This window comes from Phenylobacterium sp. (genome assembly GCF_965229015.1).
Lineage (GTDB): Bacteria > Pseudomonadota > Alphaproteobacteria > Caulobacterales > Caulobacteraceae > Phenylobacterium.
In genome coordinates this window covers 740,349-759,296 of record NZ_CBDDIM010000001.1, presented here as the reverse complement: position 1 = coordinate 759,296, position 18,948 = coordinate 740,349, and the positions used below count along the sequence as shown (strand labels likewise).

Genomic DNA, 18,948 nt, shown 5'->3' with positions numbered 1-18,948 from the left:
GGTAGGGTGAGGGGGTGAGGAACTCCGGCTCGCGCTTGCGAGCCGGTTGAGATCGACAACGATTTGTCGATCTCAGTGACGAACGCCTTCGCGCAGCGAAGGCTCGTGCCGACGCTCACCACCCGGCCGGACCGCTCCCCTTCACCCAAGCTCTCCCCCCGGAAGAAGGGGGGAGAGGAGGACCTACCCCTCCACCACCTTCGCCGCCTCGCCCCGGTTCAACCCCGGCAACCTCGGCGGGATCGGGTTCAGCGCCGACACCTCCGGCAGGCTCATCCCCGCCGCCGTGACCATCGCCCTCAGCTTCTCCACCTCGTCCTCCAGGCAGAAGTCGCGGACCTGCACATTGATCACCGGCGCCTCCGGCTCCAGGTCCCGCTCCACCCGCGCCCCATAGACCCGCGGCGCCAGCTTGGCCGCCTGCCATTTCAGGGTGTCGATCCGCAGTTTCGGCACCGCCACCGACTTGACCGTGGCCGCCTTGGCGATGGCGCGGGCCTCGTCGAACATCCGGTGCGCCTGGACCTGCCGGGCCTGCCCATAGCGCGTCGCGAACTCCGGATAGTCCGCCAGCCAGCGATAGACCGTGGCCGAGGACGGCAGGTCGGGCGCCGCGCACACCGCCTCCAGCCCCTGCGACCCCGCCGCCAGCCGCTCGCACACCGCCGCCGCCAGGGCCTCGTCGAACGCCACCGGCCGCACCCGGATCACCAGGGGCCGCGCCGCCATCACCACCGCGCCCTTGGCTCGGGCCGCGTCCACCCGGGCCTTCAGGTCCGGATACCGCTTCAGCCAGCCCCGCAGAGTGGTCTCCTGCGGCATCTCCTCATCGCGGCACACCACGGCCAGCGGGTCGCCGGCCTCCAGCCGCAGGCACACCTCCTCCACCACCGGGGCGACCTCGCCCCAGACCCGCTTCCGGCTCATGGGAATATCCTGAAATTGTAGGGATCACGGCCCCCGGACGCGCCACGCGCAGTCCTCACCGATGGCGCAAATCTACCAAACTTGCGCGAAACCGCAAGAACATTTAGCGAACATCTTGCTTCTCTCTCCTGAGCAGAAAGGATACGGTGACGAAACCACGCCGGTAGTGTGCACTTGGCCAGTTGTTCGATTTAGTTCGCGGGGAGACCCCAATTCCATGGCCGGACCGCTAAATCCCTACACCGGCGCGCTTGAGCTTCCGGAGGTCGCTGAAGGAATGGCAGCCGCGGCAACAAATGCTGCTCGGCTCCTCGCGGATGCCGAGCTGCTCTTCGAACACGAACGATATCCGGCCGCTGCCTCGCTAGCGATCCTCTCGATTGAGGAGCGTGGAAAGATCCAAATTCTCAAAGAATTCGCCATTCTGCCAGACGACCATTGGACTAAGACTTGGCGAGCTTACCGTAACCACCGCCACAAGAACGTCGGGTGGATATTGTTTGATCTGGTGCGCCGTGGTGCACGGAAGTTGGGGGAACTCAGCCAAGCTGTTGATCCAAAGGGGGATCACACCGCTACGTTGGACGCTGTGAAGCAGATCGCTATTTACTCGGACTGCTTTGGCGCGCGGCATTGGAGCCTGCCTGCCGAGGTGATCGGCCGGGAAACGGCCGCGTCGATGCTCGCGGTGGCGAGGAGCATGTGGCCAGCGCGGACAATGAGCGTGCGTGAACTGGAGCTCTGGCGCGAACATGTTCGGCCGCATTACGGGACACTTGGGATGAGCGGCGCAATGATCCGCCTCCAGACCGCGTTGTACGCAGAGGGGCTTACAACGACGACGCCCGAAGAACTTGGAGCGTTCATGGTCGGGGTGTGACCCTCCGGGTCTCAACCCTCCGCCAGCAACCCCTCCACGAACTCCGGCAGCCACGTGTTCCGCCCCGGCTTCAGCCGCTCGGCCCGGTAGATGTGGCTCAGGTCCGCATAGGCGCGGTCGAAGTTCTTGTTCACGATCACATAGTCATAGGCGCCCCAGTGGGCGATCTCGTCCTTGCCCAGCAGCAGGCGGCTGTTGATCACCGCCTCGGAGTCCTGGGCGCGGGCGTGCAGGCGGCGCGACAGGTCCTCCCAGGAGGGCGGCAGGATGAAGACCCGCACGCTGTCGGCGGACGCCGCCTCGGCGATCTGCTTGGCGCCCTGCCAGTCGATGTCGAACAGCACGTCCTTGCCGGCGTCCAACGCGGCCATCACCGCGGCCTTCGGGGTGCCGTAGAGATTGCCGTTCACCTCGGCCCATTCCAGGAAATGGCCCTGGGCGATCATCGCCTCGAACCCCGGGCGGTCGACGAAGAAGTACTCGCGCCCCTCCTCCTCGCCGGGCCGCGGGTCCCGGGTGGTGGCCGAGATCGACAGCGTCATGTCGGCGTTGTCCGACACCAGCCGCCGCGACAGCGAGGTCTTGCCTGCGCCCGCCGGGCTGGAGACCAGCAGCAGCAGGCCGCGCCGGGTGGTTTCCCAGGGCTTGGAATGGTCGTCGGTCATCGGGGGCTATTCCACATTCTGCACCTGCTCGCGGAACTGCTCGATGGTGGCCTTCAGGTCCAGCCCCACCGTGGTCAGGCCCGGCAGGGCAGATTTCGAGCATAGGGTGTTGGCCTCGCGCATGAATTCCTGGGTCAGGAAGTCCAGCCGCCGTCCGGCCGGGCCCTCGCCGGCCATCAGGGTCCGGGCGGCCTCCACATGGCCGGCCAGCCGGTCCAGCTCCTCGCGGACGTCGGCCTTCACGGCGAGCGCCGCGGCCTCCACCACGATCCGCTCGGCCACGCCCGGCGCGTCGGGCGCCAGCTCGTTCATCCGCCGCTCGAAACGTTCCTTGATCGCCGCCGTCTGGCCCGCCGCCTCGCTCTCGGCCTGGACCACCAGGGCGGCGATGCGGTCGATCTGCCCGGCCAGGACGACGGCGAGGGACGCGCCTTCCTCCCGGCGGTTGGCCAGCAGGGCGTCCAGGGCGGCGTTCAGGCTCGCGGCCATGGCCGCCTCCACCTGGGCCAGGGTCTCGGGATCGTCCACGGCCTCGCCGGCCTCGATCACCCCGCGCAGGGCCAGCAACCCGTCAAGGCTGGGCGTCGCCGCCCGCCCCTCGGCGACATAGGGCGCGCCCGCCGCCAGATAGCGTTCCAGCTGCTCCAGGTTGATGCTGACCTTGCCGGCCACGTCGCTGCGCTTGCCGGTGATCCCGATGGTGACGTTGCCCCGCTGGAACCGCGCCTGGGCGGCGTCGCGGGCGGTGCGGTCCAGGGCCTCGAACCCGGGGACCCCGCGATAGCGGATCTCCAGGTTGCGCCCGTTCACCGAACGCGCCTCCACCGACCAGCTCCAGTCGTGGCTGGCGCCCTCCGCGCGGCCGAAGCCCGTCATGCCGGAGAGGGGCATCAGCAAGCCCTCAGGAAAGAGGAGCCACGAACCTCGCGAACACCACGAACATGAACCCGGCGGCGCTTCCCCAGAGTGTCATCCCGGTTTCCGCGCAGCGGAAGACCGGGACCCAGAAGCACCGATCCATCCTGCAAGCCCCCGCGCATCTGGGTCCCGGACAAGCCCTGCGGGCTTTCCGGGATGACACGGGTTTGCTTGTTCGTGTGGTTCGTGGACAATCTCATGGGCGCTCCCGCGCACACGGCGGCGCTCACCCTACGGCTCCACGGTCACGCCGGGCGCGTCCACGGGCGCTCCGGCCAGGTCGGAGGTCTCATTCGCCGTCGCCGCGCCTTTGGAGCGCTCGATGGCGCGCCACTTGGCGACATTGGCGTTGTGCTCCTCCAGGGTGGAGGCGAAGACGTGCCCCCCCGTCCCGTCGGCCACGAAATAGAGCTCGGTGGTCTTGGGCGGGTCCAGCACCGCGGCGATCGCCGCCCGGCCCGGATTGGCGATCGGCGTCGGCGGCAGGCCGTTGATGGCGTAGGTGTTGTAGGGCGTGGCCGCCGCCAGCTCCGAGGCGCGGATGCCGCGCCCGAGCGGCTCGCCCTGGGTCAGGCCGTAGATGATGGTGGGGTCGCTCTGCAGGCGGATGCCCTGGCGCAGGCGGTTGATGAACACCGCCGCCACCCGCGGCCGCTCACTGGCCTTGCCGGTCTCCTTCTCCACGATGGAGGCGAGCGTCACCGCCTCCTCCGGGGTGGCGAAGGGCAGGCCCGGCTGGCGCTTGGCCCATAGGCTGGCCAGCAGTTCGTCGCGGGCGTCCATCATCCGGCGCAGCACCGCCGAGCGGTCCTCGCCCCGCTCGTACTGATAGGTCTCGGGCAGGATCGAGCCCTCCGGCGGAGCCGCGGCCACCCCGGTCAGGTCGGTCTTGGCGGCCAGCGCGGCCACCACCATGGCGCTGGTGCGGCCCTCGGGGATGGTGATCTGGTGGCGGACGATCTTGCCGTCGCGGATGTCGGCCAGGACGCTGGCCATGGAGGCGCGGCTCGCGAACTCGTACTCGCCGGCCTTCAGGGCCCGCGCCGCCCCGGTGACCTGGGCGGCGGCCACGAAGACCGGGGCCGAGCGGATGACGCCCTCATGGGACAGGGTGGAGGCGATCTCGGGCAGGCTGGCGCCATGGCGCAGCATCACCGTGGTGGCGTCGCCCGACCTGGCCGCGGGCCCCGGTCCCTGGAAGGACCAGACCACCCAGACGGCCACCAGCATCGCGGCCACCGCCAGGGTGGCCGCCGCGCTCAGCAGCATGATGACCAGCCTGCGCAAGGGGGTGATGCCGCCGTTCCGTTTGGGGGATCGCGGCCTCTGGCTCACGTGACCTTCTTGAACACGACCGAGGCGTTGGTGCCGCCGAAGCCGAAGCTATTGGACAGGGCGTACTCGATGGCCATCGGCTTCGCCTTGTGCGGGATGAGGTCGATGACCGTATCCACCGAGGGGTTGTCCAGGTTGAGGGTCGGAGGGGCGATCTGGTCGCGGATCGCCAGGCAGGAGAAGGCCGCCTCGATGGCCCCGGCGGCGCCCAGCAGGTGGCCGGTGGCCGACTTGGTGGACGACATCGAGATGTCCTTGGCGTGGTCGCCCATCAGACGGGTGACGGCGCCCAGCTCGATCTCGTCGCCCATGGGGGTCGAGGTGCCGTGGGCGTTCACATAGTCGATGTCGTCGGGCGTGACGCCGGCGTCCTTGAGGGCCATCTTCATGGCCCGGAAGCCGCCGTCGCCGTCCTCGGCCGGGGAGGTGATGTGGTAGGCGTCGCCGGCCAGGCCGTAGCCCACGACCTCGGCGTAGATCTTCGCGCCGCGGGCCTTGGCGTGCTCGTATTCCTCCAGGACCAGGATGCCGGCGCCCTCGCCCATCACGAAGCCGTCGCGGTCCTTGTCATAGGGACGGCTGGCCTTGGTGGGCTGGTCGTTGAAGTTGGTCGACATGGCGCGCGCGGCGATGAAGCCGGCCATGCCCACCGGGCAGATGGCGGCCTCGGCCCCGCCGGCGATCATGATGTCGGCGTCGCCGTACTTGATCAGCCGGGCGCCGTCGCCGATGGCGTGGGCCCCGGTGGCGCAGGCCGTCACCACCGAGTGGTTGGGGCCCTTGAAGCCGTAGCGGATGGAGACCTGGCCCGAGGCCAGGTTGATCAGGGCCGACGGAATGAAGAACGGCCCGATGCGGCGCGGCCCCTTCAGGTGCAGCTCCACGGCGTTCTTCTCGATGGTGGCAAGGCCGCCGATCCCCGAGCCGATGATGACCCCGGTGCGTTCCTTGTCCTCGTCGGTCTCCGGGACCCAGCCCGAATCCTTCACCGCCTCGTCGGCCGCGGCCATGGCGTAGAGGATGAAGTCGTCCACCCGGCGCTGGTCGCGCGGGCTCATGGTCTGGTCGGGGTCGAAGGAGCCCGGAACGTCCGGGCCGCCGCCGCCGCGCCCGTCGACGCGCGGGACCTCGAAGGCCACCTGACAGCCATAGTCGGTCGGATCGAAGGTCGTGACCCGACCCGCCCCGGACTTGCCCGCAAGCAGGGCCTGCCAGCTCAACTCGGTTCCCTGGCCCAGGGGGGTCAGAAGACCGATGCCGGTGACCACAACTCGACGCATGGTGGAGCTCCAAAACGCAGACCGCCGCGGCTCATGTGAGCGTCGCGGCGGTCAAATCTTGAACGAACTCTGGGCCTTAGGCGCCCAGACGCTCTCCGATGAACTTCACCGCGTCGCCGACGGTCTGGATGTGCTCCGCCGCGTCGTCGGGGATCTCGATATCGAATTCTTCTTCGAAGGCCATCACCAGTTCGACGTTGTCGAGGCTGTCGGCGCCCAGATCGTCGATGAAGCTCGCCTTCTCGGTGACCTTCTCCGGATCGGCGTCGAGGTGTTCGATGACGATCTTACGCACGCGCTCGAGGATGTCGGACATCAGGTTTAGTTCCTCAATTAGTCACTTGATCCATCCGTGACCGCCGACATGTTGTCAACCGTAACGGAGCTTCGATTTCGGCCTTCGCCCAACCGCTTCGGGCGTGGCCGTAGCATGTTCGCTTGGCCTAGGCCAACAGTTCAGATCATCGCCATGCCGCCGTTCACATGCAGGGTCTGCCCCGTCATGTAAGCGGCTTCATCGCTGGCCAGATAAACGCACGCCGCGGCCACATCGCTCCCGAGGCCCAGGCGGCCGGCGGGGATGGTGGCCAGGATCTGGGCCTTCTGGGCCTCGTTCAGGGCGTCGGTCATGGGGCTCTCGATGAAGCCCGGGGCCACGCAGTTGACGGTGATGCCGCGGGTGGCGACTTCCTGGGCCAGGGCCTTGGAAAACCCGATCATTCCGGCCTTGGAGGCCGCGTAATTGGCCTGGCCGGGATTGCCCATGACCCCCACCACAGAGGTGATTCCGATGATCCGCCCGGCCCGGCGCTTCATCATCCCGCGCATCGCCGCGCGGCTGAGGCGGAAATAGCTTTCCAGGTTGATCTTCAGGACGGACTCCCAGTCCTCGTCCTTCATGCGCATCAGCAGGCCGTCCTTGGTGATGCCGGCGTTGGCCACCAGGATGTCCAGGGGATGGCCGGAGACCTCCTCGGCCTTGGCGATCAGCCCGTCCACCGATTCGGCGTCGGCCAGGTTGGCGGGCGCGATGGAGGTGCGATCCCCCAGTTCCTTGGCCAGCTCGGCCAGCACGGCCTCACGGGTGCCCGAAAGCACCACATGGGCGCCCTGGGCGTGCATGGCGCGGGCGATATGGGCGCCGATGCCGCCCGTGGCCCCGGTGACGAGGGCGGTCTTTCCGGTGAGGTCGAACATCAGAGGCTGCTCGCGAAGGATTCGAGGTCTGCGGGGGTGTTCAGGGGCGTGGCTTCGGCGTCGGGCGCGATGCGCTTGGCCATGCCCGACAGCACCTTGCCCGAACCGGCCTCGGCGAAGCGGGTCACCCCGCCCTCCTCCACCAGCCAGATCATGCTCTCGCGCCAGCGGACGCGGCCGGTGACCTGCTCCACCAGCAGCCGGCGGATCTCCTCGGGGTCGAGGGTCGGGCGGGCGGTGACGTTGGCCACCAGGGGCGCGCGGGGCGCCAGGATGGTGGCCGAACCGAGGGCCTTTGCCATCTCGTCGGCGGCGGGCTGCATCAGCGGGCAGTGGAAGGGTGCCGAGACGTTGAGCGGAATGGCGCGCGCGCCCAGCTCCTTGGCCTTCTCGATGGCCGCGTCGACGGCGGCCTTGGCCCCGGAGATCACCACATTGCCGTTGTTGTTGTCATTGGCCACCACGCAGACCCCGAAGGCCGAACCCGCCTTGGCGGCCTCCTCGGCCAGGGCCACGTCGCTCTTGGGCCCGATCAGGGAGGCCATGGCCCCCTCGCCCACCGGCACGGCCCGTTGCATGGCCTGGCCGCGCAGCTTCAGCAGGCGGGCGGTGTCGGCCAGGCTGATGGCGCCGGCGGCGGCCAGGGCGGAGTACTCACCCAGGGAGTGGCCGGCCACGAAGGCGGCCTTGTCGATCCCGATCTTGAATTCCTTTTCCAGGGTCCGGCTCACCGCCAGGCTGACCGCCATCAGGGCGGGCTGCGCGTTCTCGGTGAGGGTGAGCTGGTCCTCCGGCCCCTCCTTCATCAGCTTGAACAGCTTCTGGCCAAGGGCGTCGTCCACCTCCTGGAACACTTCGCGCGCGCTGGCGAAGGCTTCGGCGAGGTCGGCGCCCATGCCCACGGCCTGGCTGCCCTGACCGGGAAAGAGAAAGGCGAGGCTCATCTGGGGCTCCCTTCGGCGCGCGTTGGCGCCACTTCGATTCAAGGGCGGAGGGTTAGGGGATTGCGTCCCGCCGGGCAAGGCGGGCGGCGCTTCCGCTACGACAGGCTGGAATTCCCGACGGTCCGCCCGCAAGCTGGCGAAAACACCCGGGAGGCCTCCATGCGCGCCGTCATCCGCCGTAACAAGCAGCTGGTCTGCGATGAAATCCCCGAGCTGACCCCCGGTCCCGGCCAGGTGCTGGTCAAGACGCTGGCCTGCGGCATCTGCGGGTCGGACCTGCACGCCCTGCACCACATGGAACACATGATCGAGACCTCGCGCCGCGCCGGCGGCGGCGGGGACGCCATGGGCGGCGGCTTCAACCCGTCCGCCGACACCGTCTTCGGCCACGAGTTCTGCGCCGAGATCCTGGAGCATGGCCCCGGGACCACCGGCGCCCTGAAGGCCGGGACCCGGGTGGTCAGCGTGCCCGCCACCCTCACCGGGACCGGGGTGGAGCTGCTGGGCTATTCCAACGCCCTGCCCGGCGGCTTCGCCGAACGGATGATCCTGTCGGAGATGATGCTGCTGGAGGTGAAGAACGGCCTGCCCACCGACCAGGCCGCGCTCACCGAGCCCTTCGCCGTCGGCGCCCACGCCGTAGCCAAGGCCCGTCTGGACAAGGACAGCGTCAGCCTGGTGATCGGCTGCGGCCCGGTGGGCCTGGCGGTGATCGCCGGCCTCAAGGCCAAGGGCCACGGTCCGGTCATCGCCGCCGACTATTCGCCGCGCCGCCGCGCCGCCGCCGAGATGCTGGGCGCCGACCTGGTGATCGACCCGGCCACCGAGAGCCCGCACGCGCGCTGGGAAGCCTTCGGCGTGCCCACCGCCCGTGCGGCCCAGAACATGGCCCGGATGATGGGCAAGACCTTCGGCCAGCCGGTGGTCTTCGAATGCGTCGGCTCTCCCGGCATCCTGCAGCACCTGATCGAGGCCTCGCCGGCCGGCAGCCAGATCGTGGTGGCCGGGGTCTGCATGGAGACCGACAAGATCGAGCCGGCCATCGCCATCACCAAGGAGATCGAGCTGACCTTCGTCTTCGGCTACTCGCCGGAGGAGTTCGCCCAGACCCTGCACCAGATCTCCGAGGGCGTGATCGATGTCAGCGGGGTGGTCACCGGCAAGGTCGGCCTGTCGGAGGTCGCCCAGGCGTTCGTCACCCTCGGGGACCCGGAATCCCATGTGAAGATCCTCGTCGAGCCAGGGCGCTGATGCCCCGCCTCTTCGGGCTGGCCTTCGCCGCCCTGATGCTGGCCGCCGGCCCCGCCAGCGCCCAGACGACCCTGCGCGATCTCTGCCCCGACCGGCCGGGCAAGGGCAGCCCGCCCTGTATCCTTGATGTCGGCCACCTCCAGGCCGAGATAGGCCTGGCCGACTTGCAGCGCGACCGCCAGTCGGGCGTGACCACCGACAGTCTCGCCTATGGCGACCTGGAGCTGCGCGCCGGCCTGACGCCCCGCCTGGAGGCTCAGCTGGCCTGGTCGCCGCTGCTGTCCGTCCGCCAGAAGGCGGCGGGACTCAGCACCCGCGAGACCGGCGTCGGCGACCTGACCCTGGCCCTGCGCGCCTCGCTGAGGAACCCGGACGGCCAGGGCCTGTCCATCGCCCTCCAGCCCTATGTCAGCGCGCCCACCGCCACCCACGGCTTTGGGGCGGGCGGTTGGGAGGGCGGGTTGATCGTCCCCATGTCCCTGCCCCTGACGCCGGACCTGGCCCTGGCCTTCTCGCCCGAGCTCGATCTGGTGCGCGACAGCGGGGGCCGGGGAACCCACCTGGCCTGGAGCGCCGCGGCCGGGGTGGGCCACGGCTTCGGTCCGGTCCAGGTCGGGATCGAGCTTTGGGCCGGCCGCGACGACGACCCTTCCGGCGCCGTCACCCAGGCCAGCCTCGACCTGATGGCCGCCTGGAGCCCCAGCGGCGACCTTCAGCTTGACCTGGGCCTCAACGCGGGGCTGAACCGCGACACGCCCGATATCGAAATCTATGCCGGCCTGGCGCGGCGCTTCTAGGATGCCGCCCATGAGAACCTCCTTCGTCAGCTTCCCCACCTCCGCCGGCCTGCAGGTCGCGGGCCTGCTGCGCACCCCGCGCGAGGCCACCGCCCCGGTCGGCGCCGTGCTGATCTGCCATGGCTCCGACGGGGTGGACGGGCGCGGCGAGTACTATGCCGGCGCCCTCAACGCCGCGGGCCTCGCCACCCTGGAGATCGACATGTGGGCCGCGCGGAGCACCTCGCGGGGCGCGGCGGGCCGGCCGCGTTCGCCCATGGAGACCCTGCCCGACGCCTTCGGCGCGTTGAAGCTGCTGGGGGAGCAGCCGGAGATCGACCCGGCCCGAATCGGCGTCCTGGGCTTCTCCTGGGGCGGGGTGGTCACCCTGCTGAGCGCCACCCGCGGCCGGGCAGATCCCCTGCGCGGGGCGCTGGCCGGGTTCAAGGCCCACGCCGCACACTATCCAGTCTGCTACGCCTACGCCGCCGACCCCCGCATGGCGCTCACCGACCTCACCGGCGCACCAATCCTGATCCAGACCGGGGACATCGACACCTACGACCACCCCGACGCGGGGGCGAAGCTGGCCGCCGCCCTCAGCGCCCAGGGGACGGCGGAGGTGCGCAACATCACCTATGCCGGAGCCACCCACGGCTTCGACCGCGACCTGCCGGCCCAGACCATCAACGACCCCTTCGCCCACAACGGCGCCGGCGGGCCGGTGCTGATGGAATTCAACAGGACGGCGGCGGAGGCCGCGCGCGCCGAGGTGGTGAGCTTCTTCACCAGCGCGCTCTAGGCAACACAGCGCCGCCTGGCGCGTTCACCCCTTCGGATTTCTCGGAGGGTCAAATGGCGGCGCGTCCAACCTGGCAGGGTCACCTGCGCCTCTCGCTCGTCTCCTGTCCGGTGGCGCTCTACACCGCCACCAGCCGGACCGGCGACGTGTCCTTCAACATGCTGCACAAGACCACCCACAACCGCATCCGGATGATCCCCACCGATCCGGAGACCGGGCCGGTGGAGCGCGCCGACATCGTCAAGGGCTACGAAATCGAGAAGGACCACTACGTGGTGGTCACGCCCGAGGAGATCGACAGCGTCCGGCTGGAGAGCACGCGGACCATCGACATCGACAAGTTCGTCGACGCCGAGGAGATCGACCGCCTCTACTGGAACGACCCCTATTTCCTGGTCCCGGACGGCAAGGTGGCGGTGGAGGCCTTCACCGTCATCCGCGAGGCCATGGAGAAGGCCGGCAAGATCGCGCTGGGGCGCCTGGTCATGCACCAGCGCGAGCGGATGCTGGCCATGGAGCCCCGCGGCAAGGGGCTGGTGGCCTACACCCTGCGCACCTTCGACGAGGTCAAGGCGCCCGAGGCCTTCTTCGACGACATTCCGGAGGCCAAGGCCGACAAGAACATGATCGCCATCGCCGAGAAGATCATCGAGCAGCAGGAGGGCGACTTCGACCCCCGCGAGTTCAAGGACCACTACGAGGAGGCCCTGCGCGCCCTGATCAAGGAGAAGGAGAAGGGCGCCGGCCGCAAGGTCACCGTCGAGGCGCCGCAGGGCGCTGAGGTCATCGACCTGATGGAAGCCCTGCGCCGCAGCCTGGCCGGCGACAAGAAGGGCGCGGCGAAGGCGACCAAGCCCCCCGCCAAGAAAGCCGCCGCCAAACACCCGCCGGCCAAGAAGCGCGCGTAATCCCCTCCGCGTCATCCCGGACGCCGACAGGCGATCCGGGACCCAGGGGCCGCGCGCTGCGGCCGGGATGACGGCCAGTGGCTACACCTTCCCCAGCCGCTTGATCGCCGCCGCCAGGGGCCGCTCGGAGTCGAAGTAGTCGGCCCAGGCCGTCAGCTTGGGCAGCAGGCCCGGCACGGTGCGGATCGTGTACTTGGCCGGGTCGAGCCCCTTCTTCACCTGGCTCCAGGTCAGCGGCATGGAGACCGGCGCGCCGTCCCGGCCGCGAGGCGAGAACGGCGCCACCGCCGTCGCCATCCGGTCGTTGCGCAGATAGTCGAGGAAGATCCGCCCGCCGCGGTCCTTCTTGGCCATGGTGATCAGGAACCGCTCGGGGTCGTCGGCCGCCATGGCCTTGCACACGTCCCGGGCGAAGGCCTTGGCGGTGGGCCAGTCGATCTTCCCGGCCTTCAGGGGTGTGACCACGTGCAGGCCCTTGCCGCCGGTGGTCTTGCAGAAGCTGACGAGACCCAGGTCCTCCAGCCGGTCGCGGACCTCGCGCGCCGCCTCGATCACCGCCTCGAACGGCACGTCCGGCGCGGGATCGAGGTCGAAGACCAGCCGCCCCGGGACCTCGGGCTTGAAGGGCTCGCAGTTCCAGGGGTGCAGTTCCACCGCGCCGATCTGGGCCGCGGCGATCAGGGCCTGCGGCCGGTCGATCTGCAGGTAGGGCTTGCGGTCGCCGAACACTTCCACCTCGGTGAACAGGGACGACGAGCCCCGCGAGGCGTGGCGCTGGAAGAAGGTCTCACCGCCCGTGATCCCGTCCGGCATGCGGATGATCGAGCAGGGCCGGCCCTTGATGTGGGGCAGGATCGCCTCGGCCACGGCCTCGTAGTAGTGGGCGAGGTCCAGCTTGGTCACCGGCTGGCCATCGTGGGCGTCGGGCCAGAGCGCCTTGCCGGAGCTGGAGATCGTCACCCCCATGACCACCGCTGAGCCCTTCGGCGAAACGGTCTTCGAAACCACCGTCTTCGGCGCCGGATCGGCCAGGTCGGCGCTCTCGGCCGGCGCCGGAACCTCGGCCTCCACCTCCTGGGCGGGCTTGTCCTCCCGCAGGCCCTTGAAGGCCGCCTGCCGGATCGAGCCGTCGCCGGTGAAGCCCGCATATTCGATCTCGGCCACCAGGTCGGGCTTCACCCAATGGACCCCGGCGGCCTTCTTCGGCGCGCCCTTGCCGGTGAAGGGGCTCTTGTCGCTCTCCAGGGCCCGCAGCTTGGGCAGCAGGCGATCGACCTTGTCGCGGCCGAAACCGGTGCCGATCCGCCCCACATGCACCAGGTCCCCGTCGCGATAGACCCCGGCGATCAGCGAGCGGAAGGCGTCCCCCGTGGTGCTCCAGCCGCCGATCACCACCTCATGGCCCTGGCGGCACTTGGACTTGGCCCAGGTCTCGCTGCGGCCCGACCGGTAGGCCGCGTCGGCCCGCTTGGAGATGATCCCCTCCAGGTCCATGCGGCAGGCCGACTGCAGCACCGCGTCGCCGGCGGTGGTGAAGTGGTCGACATAGCGGATGTTGGGTGGGGCCTTGGCGGTCAGGGCCTGCAGCCGCGCCTTGCGCTCGGTGAGCGGCAGGCCGCGCAGGTCCGCGGTCCCCTCGAACAGCAGGTCGAAGACGAAGAAGATCAGGTCGTCGGTCCTGCCCGCCGAGATCGCCGCCTGCAGGGCCGCGAAATCCGGCGCGCCGGTGTGGTCCAGCGCCACCACCTCGCCGTCGATCAGGTTGTCGGGCAGGCGTGCGCCGGCCGCCACGATGGCCGGGAACTTGGCCGACCAGTCCAGGCCCTTGCGGGTCTTCAGGCTCGCCGCGCCGCCGGCGGTCCGCAACTGCATGCGGTAGCCGTCGAACTTGATCTCATGCACCCAGCCGGGCCCCTGGGGCGGCCTTTCCAGCGTCTTGCACAGCTGGGGGGCCACGAAGTCGGGCAAGGCGGCGACGGTCTTGGGATTGGCGGAGGATTTCGGACCGGCCCGCGCCACCTTCGGCGAGGCCGCGGCGGTGGAGTGGGCGTTCTCGCGGCTCTGCCAGACGGCGTCGGCGGCGGCCCCCTTGGCGGTCATGAAGGGGCTGGCGGGCGCGCCCTCCCCCGCGGCGATCTGGGTCATGGTGCGGCCCGAGGCGATGGAGCGGTCCTCGGCGGCCAGGGCCCCGCCCTCCCCCTCCACGGCGGCGTCGTCTCGGTGCTTGATCAGCAACCAGTTGTTGCGCTTGGACTTGGCGTCCGGCCGCAGCCGCACCAGCACCCAGGAGCCGTGCAGCCGTCCGCCCTCCATGACGAACTTCAGCTCGCCCTTCTTCAGGGCCTTGTCGATGTCCTCCATCCCCGGCTCGGGCGCCCAGTAGCCCCGGTCCCAGAGTTGGACCGTGCCGCCGCCGTACTGGCCCTTGGGGATGGCGCCCTCGAAGTCGCCATAGTCCAGGGGGTGGTCCTCCACCTCCACGGCCAGGCGCTTGTCATGCGGATCCAGGGACGGCCCGCGGGTCACCGCCCAGGACTTGAACACCCCGTCGTGCTCCAGCCACAGATCGAAGTGCAGGCGGGTGGCGGCGTGCTTCTGGATGACGAACCGCAGGCGGTTGGACTTGACCACCTTGGCGTCGCGGCCCGACGGCTCGGCCGTCTGCCCGAAGTCCCGCATCTTCTGGTAGCGGGCAAGTTTCTCTGCCGCCATGGCCGCCTCCGATCCCGGTTAGATTGCCGAAACGATTGAGGCCGATACTCGATCCAGACGGGCCGCGAAGATGAACGGCAGATAACAGAAAACCATAGCTAAGCCTTTGAAACCTGCGGGAAAACGTCGCAACGCGGGCTTCCTGGTTGCCGGGGCCGCCGTCGCCCCGTACGGAGGTTTGAAGTTGGGGAGCTTGTAGTGTGGTGACCGTCCCATGGCCATGACCTCTTCCGGCGACCCCATCGGCGCCAGCTTCGCCCTGGAGGGCGACACCTCCCCCCAATCCTACCTCAACGCCGACGCCCGCGGCGGCACGGCGGGAGGCAAACAGAGCTTCACCGTCGCCGAGGCCGCCAACCGCCTGGTGGGCGGCGAGCCCGGCTGGTCCAGCGCCCTGGGGGTCGGCTTCACGGTGACCTACGGCTTCCGGGCCGACGCGCCGGCCACCATGCCCGACGACGCCACCGGCTTCTCGCGGTTCAATTCCGCCCAGATCCATCAGGCCGAGCTGGCCCTGGCGGGCTGGTCCGACGCAGGCAATATCAGCTTCGTTCGCGTGGGCTCCGGCGCCTCCGGGGAGGCGGCCTACTCGAACGCCGCCAGCATCCTGTTCTCGAACTATTCGGGGGGGGTGTCTGGCGCCTCGGCCTTCAGCTTCTTCCCCCGCAACACCGCCTTTTCCGCCCAGTCGGGGGATGTCTGGACCAACAGCACGCTCAGCTACAACGTCAATCCGACGGTCGGGAACTATGGCGGATCGGTCCTGGTCCACGAGATCGGCCACGCCATCGGCCTGGGCCATCCCAGCAACTATGACGCCAGCGACACCACGGCGCCCACCTACGCCACCAGCGCCGACTACGCCGAGGACAGCCGCCAGTACACGGTGATGAGCTACTTCAGCGAGACCAACACCGGCGGCAGCTTCGGCGGGACCTATTCGGCCGCGCCGATGCTGGACGACATCGCCGCGGTGCAGCTGGAGTACGGCGCCAACACCACCACCCGCCTGGGCGACAACACCTATGGCTTCAATTCCAACGCCGGCCGGCCCTGGTTCGAGGCGAGCTCGGGGGGCTCGCGCCTGGTCTTCGCGGTGTGGGACGCCGGCGGTAACGACACCTTCGACTTCTCCGGCTTCAGCCAGAACCAGGTCATCGACCTGCGCCAGGGCTTCTTCTCCAATGTCGGGGGCCTGGTGGGCAACGTCGCCGTGGCCGTAGGCGCCACGATCGAGAACGCCCTGGGCGGCTCGGGCTCCGACCAGATCAACGGCAACAGCGCCGCCAACCAGATCCTCGGCGGCCTGGGAAACGACACCATCGATGGCGGCGAGGCCAACGACTACCTGCGCGGCAACGAGGGCGACGACAGCCTGGTTGGCGGCAGCGGCTTCGACGACATGCTGGGCAACCAGGGGTATGACACCCTGCGCGGCGGCGACGGCCCCGACTGGGTGGTGGGCGGCCAGGCCGACGACCGGCTGTTCGGCGAGGCCGGCGACGACGTCGTCTACGGCAACCTGGGCGCCGACACCCAGGACGGCGGCGACGGCCGCGACTGGGTCCGGGGCGGCCAGGCCAATGACAGCCTCTCCGGCGGCGCCGGCGACGACTGGCTGTCCGGCGACCTCGGCGACGACACCCTCTCGGGCGGCGCGGGCGCCGACATTTTCCACAGCTGGGGTGCGGCCGGGATCGACCGTGTCACCGACTTCAGCCGCGCCGAGGGCGACCGTATCCAGGTCGATGTCGGCACGACCTGGACCCTGGCCCAGGTCGGCGGCGACGCCGTCGTCTCCATGGCCGGCGGCGGTCAGGTCATTCTGGTGGGCGTCCAGACCACGGCGCTCACCGGCGACTGGATCTTCGCGGCCTGAGACTGAGCGACCGGCCTAGAGCGCGTCAGGATTAGTTGGAAGCCGGTGAGCCCGTCCGACGCGCGCTCTCTACTTTGAGTTAGAGCCCCGGGCCGGATGATTCCATCCGACCCTGAAAGGCTCTAGGCGGCCCGTCGCCGGGGACGCGCCTCGATGGCCACCGCGCCGACGCGGAAGCGTCCGGCCGAGGTGGCGAGGTTCTCGGCCTCGGAGGACAGGCTGTGGCTGGCGGCGGTGGACTGCTCCACCATGGCCGCGTTCTGCTGGGTCACCTGGTCCATCTGATTGACCGCGGTATTGACCTGGGCCAGGCCGTTGGACTGCTCCTGGGCGCTGGCGGCGATCTCCCCCACCAGGGCGTCGATCTCGGCCACGCGGCCGACGATCCGCTGCAGGACCTCGCCGGTCTGCCCCACCAGCAGCACCCCCGACCCCACCTGTTGGCTGGAGGCCGAGATCAGCGACTTGATCTCCTTGGCCGCCTCGGCCGAACGCTGGGCGAGGGCGCGGACTTCCGACGCCACCACGGCGAAGCCGCGGCCGGCCTCGCCGGCGCGCGCGGCCTCGACCCCGGCGTTCAGGGCCAGCAGGTTGGTCTGGAAGGCGATTTCGTCGATCACCCCGATGATCTGGCTGATCTCGGAGGCGGATTTCTCGATGCCGCTCATGGCCGCGACGGCCTGCTGTACGACCTCGCCGCTGGCCTGGGCGTCGCCGCGGGCGGCCAGCACCACGTCGGCGGCGGCCTTCGCCCCGCCCGCGGTCTTGCGGACCGTGGCGGTGATCTCGTCCAGGGCCGCGGCGGTCTCCTCCAGGCCGGCGGCCTGGCGTTCGGTGCGGCGCGACAGGTCGTCGGCGGCGCCGGAGATCTCCGAGGCGCCGTTGCGGATGATCTGGGCCGAGGCGACCATGCCGGCCAGGGTCTGCTCCAGCCGCTCGGAGGCGACGTTGAAGTCCAGGCGCAGGGTCTCGTACTTGGCGGGGAAGGCCTGGGAGATACGGGCGGTCAGGTCGCCCTCGGACAGTTGCTTCAGGCCGCGCGCCAGGCCGTCCACCACCACCACGGCCTCGTCCTCGACGGTCTTCTGGTAGACCTCACGGTCCCGCGCCGCGGTTCCCTCGGCCAGGCGGGCGGACTCGACCTGCTGGACGGAGGCCTCGGCCACCTGCCGGGCCTGGGCGGCCTCGGTCAGCGCGGCGCCGGACCGGGCGAACATGCTCGAAATGTTGAAGGTGGCCCACATCAGCACGGCGGCCTCGGCCACCAGGATCACGGCGTGGACGACGACGCGGCCCAGGTCCCCGCCTCCGGGGAAGACCACGGCCGGCGCCACGAAGCTCAGCAGCAGGTGGTGGACCGCCACCACTCCGGCGCCGATGGCGATCGCCCGCCAGTCGCAGGAGACGATCAGCACGGCCAGGGCCGCGAAATAGGCCATGTGCATGTCGACCTGCCAGGGCTTGCCGGCGAAGGCCGCCACCAGCAGGGACACCGAGCCCATCAGGGCGGCGGCGCCGGCCATGCGCACGGCCGCGCCGTGCGGGGCGAGGCGCCAGAAGACGGTGACCGCGCCCGCCAGCCCCGCCGAGGCCAGGCCAAAGCCGATCCACGGCGCCTTCAGCACGGCGGCGGTGGCCGCGATGATCGGAACCAGCAGCCAGAGCATGGTCACCACGAGTCGGTCGGCGAACCGGCGCTGATCTTCAATGGACTGGAACATGGTGGCTCCTAGGCGGCGCAGGGGGCGACCCGGCCGGGATCGATGGAAAACAGCGCGCCCGCGGCCCGCAGCCGCGCGGGGGCGTCGGCGTGGGGGGTGCGGACGATGACGATGAAGGGAAGGGTTCCGACCGCCAGGACGGCGCCGGCGTCGGAAGCCGCCAGCAGGCTGGCCTCGCGGCCCCACCAGGGCGGGAACACGCCGGCCGCTTCGTGGGGATCGAGGGGGCGCGCGCCGAGCACGGTGGCGCCGGCCACGCTGGCGACCGCGATCAGCCCGATGAAGATCAAGCTCGAGAGCGGCAGGCGCTCGGATGACGGCTTGTCGAACATGCTACCCGATTGCGGGCGACATGCTTTCTGAAGGCTTAACTTCAGGGGGGTGCGACAAATTTCCCCTGAAAAATCAGGGGCGAGGTTGCGTTTTTGGGCGCCGCGCTATCCTGGGATGCGCTTAGGACTCGTCGTCGTCCTCATCGGCGTCCTCGACGAGGACGGCGGTCTTCTTGGCGCGCGCCTTGGCCGGCGCCTTGGGCGGGACCCGGGTCAGGCGTTCGGCCAGCTCGGCGTCGATCAGCGGCAGCAGGGCCGAGGCCTGTTCGGCCTGGCGGGCGACGCTCGAGGTCTCGAGGCGCTGGGCGTTGGCGCGCAGGTTGGCGAGGCCTTCGTTGTCGAGCGTGGGGATCAGGTCGGCCATGGCCATGAGCAGCTCCCGTCAGCGCGAACGCCGCGCAAATAAGATCGGGGCCGGCGC

General features: G+C 69.7%; 18 protein-coding genes. 6 read left to right on the top strand and 12 right to left on the bottom strand.

All coding sequences use genetic code 11. The annotated features are described in order from the left end of the window. Positions 1 to 183: 183 nt before the first annotated feature. Positions 184 to 927, bottom strand: coding sequence for a hypothetical protein (locus tag ACO06I_RS03760; RefSeq protein WP_421931271.1), 744 nt, complete (start codon positions 925 to 927; stop codon positions 184 to 186). A 61-nt stretch (positions 928 to 988) separates the two neighbouring features. Between ACO06I_RS03760 and ACO06I_RS03755 the strand changes: the two genes are divergently transcribed. Next, complete coding sequence (locus ACO06I_RS03755; RefSeq protein ID WP_421931270.1) at positions 989 to 1,807, top strand: AbiV family abortive infection protein; 819 nt, start codon at positions 989 to 991, stop codon at positions 1,805 to 1,807. Between the two features lie 11 nt (positions 1,808 to 1,818). Here the strand turns inward: ACO06I_RS03755 and gmk are convergent, their stop codons facing one another. The 7 genes from gmk to fabD all read right to left on the bottom strand — a co-directional run bounded on the left by gmk (position 1,819) and on the right by fabD (position 8,146). After that, positions 1,819 to 2,472: a guanylate kinase gene (gene gmk / locus ACO06I_RS03750; protein ID WP_421931269.1), complete on the bottom strand. Its 654-nt coding sequence runs from the start codon at positions 2,470 to 2,472 to the stop codon at positions 1,819 to 1,821. Positions 2,473 to 2,478: 6 nt separating this feature from the next. After that, positions 2,479 to 3,363, bottom strand: coding sequence for a YicC/YloC family endoribonuclease (locus ACO06I_RS03745; protein ID WP_421931268.1), 885 nt, complete (start codon positions 3,361 to 3,363; stop codon positions 2,479 to 2,481). Between the two features lie 258 nt (positions 3,364 to 3,621). Continuing rightward, positions 3,622 to 4,659: an endolytic transglycosylase MltG gene (gene mltG, locus ACO06I_RS03740; protein WP_421933593.1), complete on the bottom strand. Its 1,038-nt coding sequence runs from the start codon at positions 4,657 to 4,659 to the stop codon at positions 3,622 to 3,624. 62 nt (positions 4,660 to 4,721) lie between these two features. Then, positions 4,722 to 6,005, bottom strand: coding sequence for a beta-ketoacyl-ACP synthase II (fabF, locus tag ACO06I_RS03735; RefSeq protein ID WP_421931267.1), 1,284 nt, complete (start codon positions 6,003 to 6,005; stop codon positions 4,722 to 4,724). 76 nt (positions 6,006 to 6,081) lie between these two features. Further along, positions 6,082 to 6,321: an acyl carrier protein gene (locus ACO06I_RS03730; RefSeq protein ID WP_056019455.1), complete on the bottom strand. Its 240-nt coding sequence runs from the start codon at positions 6,319 to 6,321 to the stop codon at positions 6,082 to 6,084. Positions 6,322 to 6,461: 140 nt separating this feature from the next. Beyond that, a complete protein-coding gene (gene fabG, locus ACO06I_RS03725; RefSeq protein WP_421931266.1) occupies positions 6,462 to 7,202 on the bottom strand; it encodes a 3-oxoacyl-[acyl-carrier-protein] reductase in 741 nt (246 codons plus the stop codon). Beyond that, positions 7,202 to 8,146 (bottom strand): ACP S-malonyltransferase, encoded by a 945-nt coding sequence (fabD, locus tag ACO06I_RS03720; protein ID WP_421931265.1) that lies wholly within the window; start codon positions 8,144 to 8,146, stop codon positions 7,202 to 7,204. Before fabD ends, fabG begins: the two co-directional genes overlap by 1 nt. 159 nt (positions 8,147 to 8,305) lie before the next feature. Here fabD and ACO06I_RS03715 point away from each other — a divergent pair, with 159 nt between their 5' ends. The 4 genes from ACO06I_RS03715 to ACO06I_RS03700 are packed head-to-tail and all read left to right on the top strand — an operon-like array spanning position 8,306 to position 11,883. Further along, the gene (locus ACO06I_RS03715) at positions 8,306 to 9,397 is read left to right on the top strand and encodes a zinc-binding dehydrogenase (RefSeq protein ID WP_421931264.1); all 1,092 of its coding nucleotides are present in this window, start codon (positions 8,306 to 8,308) and stop codon (positions 9,395 to 9,397) included. Continuing rightward, a complete protein-coding gene (locus tag ACO06I_RS03710; RefSeq protein ID WP_421931263.1) occupies positions 9,397 to 10,194 on the top strand; it encodes a transporter in 798 nt (265 codons plus the stop codon). Before ACO06I_RS03715 ends, ACO06I_RS03710 begins: the two co-directional genes overlap by 1 nt. 10 nt (positions 10,195 to 10,204) lie before the next feature. Further along, a complete protein-coding gene (locus tag ACO06I_RS03705; RefSeq protein WP_421931262.1) occupies positions 10,205 to 10,975 on the top strand; it encodes a dienelactone hydrolase family protein in 771 nt (256 codons plus the stop codon). 53 nt (positions 10,976 to 11,028) lie between these two features. Further along, positions 11,029 to 11,883, top strand: coding sequence for a Ku protein (locus ACO06I_RS03700; protein WP_421931261.1), 855 nt, complete (start codon positions 11,029 to 11,031; stop codon positions 11,881 to 11,883). Positions 11,884 to 11,964: 81 nt separating this feature from the next. On the opposite strand, the gene ligD is transcribed toward ACO06I_RS03700, so the two are convergent. After that, the gene (gene ligD / locus ACO06I_RS03695; RefSeq protein WP_421931260.1) at positions 11,965 to 14,595 is read right to left on the bottom strand and encodes a DNA ligase D; all 2,631 of its coding nucleotides are present in this window, start codon (positions 14,593 to 14,595) and stop codon (positions 11,965 to 11,967) included. 214 nt (positions 14,596 to 14,809) lie between these two features. Here ligD and ACO06I_RS03690 point away from each other — a divergent pair, with 214 nt between their 5' ends. Continuing rightward, complete coding sequence (locus ACO06I_RS03690; protein WP_421931259.1) at positions 14,810 to 16,474, top strand: M10 family metallopeptidase C-terminal domain-containing protein; 1,665 nt, start codon at positions 14,810 to 14,812, stop codon at positions 16,472 to 16,474. Positions 16,475 to 16,596: 122 nt separating this feature from the next. On the opposite strand, the gene ACO06I_RS03685 is transcribed toward ACO06I_RS03690, so the two are convergent. The 3 genes from ACO06I_RS03685 to ACO06I_RS03675 form a co-directional block, all read right to left on the bottom strand. Beyond that, a complete protein-coding gene (locus tag ACO06I_RS03685; RefSeq protein WP_421931258.1) occupies positions 16,597 to 18,195 on the bottom strand; it encodes a methyl-accepting chemotaxis protein in 1,599 nt (532 codons plus the stop codon). Between the two features lie 8 nt (positions 18,196 to 18,203). Next, on the bottom strand, positions 18,204 to 18,527 hold the full coding sequence (locus ACO06I_RS03680) for a hypothetical protein (protein ID WP_421931257.1): 324 nt from the start codon (positions 18,525 to 18,527) through the stop codon (positions 18,204 to 18,206). A 121-nt stretch (positions 18,528 to 18,648) separates the two neighbouring features. Beyond that, complete coding sequence (locus ACO06I_RS03675; protein ID WP_421931256.1) at positions 18,649 to 18,897, bottom strand: hypothetical protein; 249 nt, start codon at positions 18,895 to 18,897, stop codon at positions 18,649 to 18,651. Positions 18,898 to 18,948: the final 51 nt, after the last annotated feature.

Coding starts and splice junctions, on each gene's coding strand:
- ACO06I_RS03760 (WP_421931271.1), bottom strand. CDS start 927: ATGAGCCGGAAGCGGGTCTGGGGCGAGGTCGCCCCGGTGGTGGAGGAG.
- ACO06I_RS03755 (WP_421931270.1), top strand. CDS start 989: ATGGCGCAAATCTACCAAACTTGCGCGAAACCGCAAGAACATTTAGCG.
- gmk (WP_421931269.1), bottom strand. CDS start 2,472: ATGACCGACGACCATTCCAAGCCCTGGGAAACCACCCGGCGCGGCCTG.
- ACO06I_RS03745 (WP_421931268.1), bottom strand. CDS start 3,363: ATGCCCCTCTCCGGCATGACGGGCTTCGGCCGCGCGGAGGGCGCCAGC.
- mltG (WP_421933593.1), bottom strand. CDS start 4,659: ATGCTGCTGAGCGCGGCGGCCACCCTGGCGGTGGCCGCGATGCTGGTG.
- fabF (WP_421931267.1), bottom strand. CDS start 6,005: ATGCGTCGAGTTGTGGTCACCGGCATCGGTCTTCTGACCCCCCTGGGC.
- ACO06I_RS03730 (WP_056019455.1), bottom strand. CDS start 6,321: ATGTCCGACATCCTCGAGCGCGTGCGTAAGATCGTCATCGAACACCTC.
- fabG (WP_421931266.1), bottom strand. CDS start 7,202: ATGTTCGACCTCACCGGAAAGACCGCCCTCGTCACCGGGGCCACGGGC.
- fabD (WP_421931265.1), bottom strand. CDS start 8,146: ATGAGCCTCGCCTTTCTCTTTCCCGGTCAGGGCAGCCAGGCCGTGGGC.
- ACO06I_RS03715 (WP_421931264.1), top strand. CDS start 8,306: ATGCGCGCCGTCATCCGCCGTAACAAGCAGCTGGTCTGCGATGAAATC.
- ACO06I_RS03710 (WP_421931263.1), top strand. CDS start 9,397: ATGCCCCGCCTCTTCGGGCTGGCCTTCGCCGCCCTGATGCTGGCCGCC.
- ACO06I_RS03705 (WP_421931262.1), top strand. CDS start 10,205: ATGAGAACCTCCTTCGTCAGCTTCCCCACCTCCGCCGGCCTGCAGGTC.
- ACO06I_RS03700 (WP_421931261.1), top strand. CDS start 11,029: ATGGCGGCGCGTCCAACCTGGCAGGGTCACCTGCGCCTCTCGCTCGTC.
- ligD (WP_421931260.1), bottom strand. CDS start 14,595: ATGGCGGCAGAGAAACTTGCCCGCTACCAGAAGATGCGGGACTTCGGG.
- ACO06I_RS03690 (WP_421931259.1), top strand. CDS start 14,810: ATGGCCATGACCTCTTCCGGCGACCCCATCGGCGCCAGCTTCGCCCTG.
- ACO06I_RS03685 (WP_421931258.1), bottom strand. CDS start 18,195: ATGTTCCAGTCCATTGAAGATCAGCGCCGGTTCGCCGACCGACTCGTG.
- ACO06I_RS03680 (WP_421931257.1), bottom strand. CDS start 18,527: ATGTTCGACAAGCCGTCATCCGAGCGCCTGCCGCTCTCGAGCTTGATC.
- ACO06I_RS03675 (WP_421931256.1), bottom strand. CDS start 18,897: ATGGCCATGGCCGACCTGATCCCCACGCTCGACAACGAAGGCCTCGCC.